Below are 3,043 nucleotides of genomic sequence, written 5' to 3'. Positions count from 1 at the left end.
CAAACGGGATCGCGCGCCATGCATCCTTGAGCAGGGCCGGCGAAGGCTTTGGGAATGCCATGGAGATCATTTCGGCCAATTCGGATCTCGTGGACTGAATGAGGATGCCCATGAGGGGTTCGCCGGTCTCCTTTTCAGCGAACAGGGGTGCCCATTCGTTCAGGTTCAGGCTTATGGCGCCAAAGAAGCCATCCGCCCAATGGCCCGCAATAACTTCGTCATCGTCAGTGCGCATCAGGAGCGGAGCATAGCGGCCCGGTGTTGTCAGTTGGTGGGCGACAAGGTTGTAATGATCGACGATCGTATCGATCACCGCCTGGGTCCTGGTTCCGATGAATGCTTTTTTCTCGTGATCGCCGATGACATGGAACATCCAGTCGTTCGGCAACAGGAAGACTGGTCCGACCGCCAAGCCGGTCAGGAAGCCGTTCATCATGGAGACACCGCCGCAAGGCGGTTCTGGTTCAGCCTTGTCGAACCAGACTTCCAGCTGCTCAAGCGACAGGGGTTTTGCACGCCTGGGCCGTTTCACGCTGCAATCGCCTTGTTCAAATCGGCACGTTCCCGTCTCCAGTTCCAAGGCAGGCAACGCTCAAGAGACGGCGACTTGATCTCTCCCGACACCAGGCGCTCGAGCACGTCATTGAGCCACGTATAGGGATCGACATCATTCAACTTGGCTGTCGTCAACAAGGATCCCAGAATGGACCATGTTTGTGCACCGCCATCACTGCCGGCAAACAGGCTGTTGACCCGCCCAAGTGCAACCCCGCGCATGGTGCGCTCGACGGTATTGGAATCCACCTCCAGCCGACCATCATCGAGAAAGAGTGTCAGCCCGGACCAGAGCCCAAGCGTGTACGTGATGGCTGAGGCCACCGGATCCTTGGCGGATATCGCCTTCAGCGTATCCATCAACAGCGTCTTGAGACCGGCCATCAGACCTTTGGTGGTCGCCTGGCGAACGGCTCGCCTATGCTCGGCGCTTGTGCCACGGATATTAGCCTCGATCGCATAGATCTCAGCAAATCGCTCGATCACCATCCTCGCCAGTTCTGACTTGTACTTCTTATAGACATCGACAAATTTGCGCCGTGCATGGGCAAGGCAATAGGCGAGCGTAATCGGACCCGCCTTGCGACCAGGTCGTGTCAGGCTTTTGTAAGCCTTGTAGGCATCGACTTGCAAAAGCCCATGGTAGCTCGCCAGCTGCGACTGGATCTCGCCCTTTCCACGACCTTGCGCGAAGACATAGGCAACCGCCGGATAGGCAGGCCCGCTCCATGGACGATCATCCACCGCATGAGCCCAAAACTGGCAAACCTTCGTTCGCTTTCGGTCCCGTCTGAGAACGGGCATTCGGGTTTCGTCCACAAACACCCGGGAATGGCTATGAATGTAGGCCAGCAATTTGTCGTAGAGCGATTTAAGCCACCAGGCTGAGCGCTTCACCCACCCGCAAAGAGTTGATGTGTCCAAGCGGACACCTTGTCCTTTGAGCATCTGGACCTGACGGTGAAGCGGCAGATACCAGGCATAACGCCAAACCACGACATTGCTGATCATCGCCGTCGTTGCCAGTCCCCCGTCGAACAGACGCGGCCTGGCTTTGGCCTGAACGATCCCCGCCTCACAGGTCCGGCAGGCATATCTGGGGCGCACGGTGCGCAGCACGTAGAGAGTGGCCGGACGAGACGCAAGCGCCTCGCTCTCGTCTTCGCCAATGCGATGCAGTTGTCCATGGCAGCAGGCGCAGTCCAGGGATGCCGGCTCGATCACCTCAACGACACGCTCAAGATGTTCAGGCAAAGCGCCGATATTGCGACGCCGCTTTGACGAGGCGCCGGCCTTGCGTTGAGCTCTGGCAGGCTCTGGCGCGCCGTCGCATAGACCGGCCTCGGCCATCAGCTCTTCGTCTCCGAGATCCAGACGGGTCTGGCCGTCGAGAACCGCCAGTGACGTCTCGGATTTCTGCCTGTATGGCTGGGCGTTGGCGGCCTTCAACAGCGCTTGCAGACGCTCGATCTCAGCGTCTCTTTCCAGGATCATGCCGACCAGAATGTCAGGATCCCGAGGCAGGTGTTGGCCACGTTCGAGCATGGCCAACACTAGCCGAACTGCCCGCAATTGTCCATGAATTACAACAGGATCAGGCTATCTTTGTCGGGCGTTTGACCGGCTTCTGGTCAACCTTTGTCCAGTCGAGCCCATCCAGCAGAAGTGCCATTTCGCTCGCGCTGAGATGAACGGCGCCGTCTCCAACAGGAGGCCATGTGAAGTGGCGATCTTCCAGAATTTTCGTCAGCAAAACCATGCCACTGCCATCCCACACCACGATCTTCAACCGGTCGCTGCGCTTGCTGCGGAAGATATAGATGTCTCCTGAATACGGGTTCGCTCCCAACGTCGTCGATACCAGGGCAGCAAGGGAGTTCATACCTTTCCTGAAGTCAACCGGCCTGGAAGCAATCAGGACCCGCAACCCTGATCGCAACGAGATCAAGCCGAGCCCCGCAACGCGCTGAACACCGTTCGCAGCGCTCGCTCGTCAACGCTGCATTCGATGAGAACACAGGCGCCACCGACCTCAACGCGCATCGTCAACCTCTCGTCCGAAAGGGCAACCGGTTGTTCGTCATCACGTGTCACAACGGGCACAAATCGCATCTCCTGCTCGTCCGAGACCCGCTCGCGGGCGCAACGGCGCCAGTAATGCAGCAAGCCCTGGCTGACACCATGCTCGCGCGCCACCGCGGCGATATTGGCGCCAGCCACGAAACTCGCCGCCGTGATCCTGGCCTTGTCTTCCTCAGTCCATCGGCGCCGTTGGTTGCCGCCAATGATCACTTCGACACGACGGGGTGACCTTCCCGATCTGTCCGAACTGTCTTGCGCATCATGCTGATGACCATCATCAGCATGATGCGAAACCAACCTCTCATCGTCTGCCACCCACACAACCTCACCATTGCAGTATTCAACAGACGGCAATTATGCGCGATGCGAAATCCGTGTTGAATGTGGGGCGCTCGCAACGGTTACG

4 protein-coding genes are annotated in these 3,043 nt (G+C 58.4%); all 4 read right to left on the bottom strand.

Going from position 1 to position 3,043, the window contains the following annotated elements; all coding sequences use genetic code 11:
• Positions 1 to 532 (bottom strand): UPF0149 family protein (locus DMO26_RS33240; RefSeq protein ID WP_117196517.1); only part of this gene is annotated, 532 nt, incomplete at its 3' end.
• On the bottom strand, positions 529 to 2,100 hold the full coding sequence (tnpC, locus tag DMO26_RS33235; RefSeq protein ID WP_117196516.1) for an IS66 family transposase: 1,572 nt from the start codon (positions 2,098 to 2,100) through the stop codon (positions 529 to 531). The genes tnpC and DMO26_RS33240, both read right to left, overlap by 4 nt.
• Positions 2,101 to 2,149: 49 nt before the next feature.
• Positions 2,150 to 2,503, bottom strand: a complete 354-nt coding sequence (gene tnpB / locus DMO26_RS33230; RefSeq protein WP_117196515.1) for an IS66 family insertion sequence element accessory protein TnpB — start codon at positions 2,501 to 2,503, stop codon at positions 2,150 to 2,152.
• Positions 2,500 to 2,952 carry an IS66-like element accessory protein TnpA gene (gene tnpA / locus DMO26_RS33225; protein WP_226951521.1) on the bottom strand — a complete coding sequence of 151 codons (453 nt, stop codon included), beginning with the start codon at positions 2,950 to 2,952 and terminating at the stop codon, positions 2,500 to 2,502. Before tnpA ends, tnpB begins: the two co-directional genes overlap by 4 nt.
• Positions 2,953 to 3,043 lie beyond the last annotated feature (91 nt).

It is taken from the genome of Rhizobium terrae (assembly GCF_003425685.1).
Classification (GTDB): domain Bacteria; phylum Pseudomonadota; class Alphaproteobacteria; order Rhizobiales; family Rhizobiaceae; genus Neorhizobium; species Neorhizobium terrae.
This window is presented reverse-complemented; position numbering and strand designations above follow the sequence as displayed.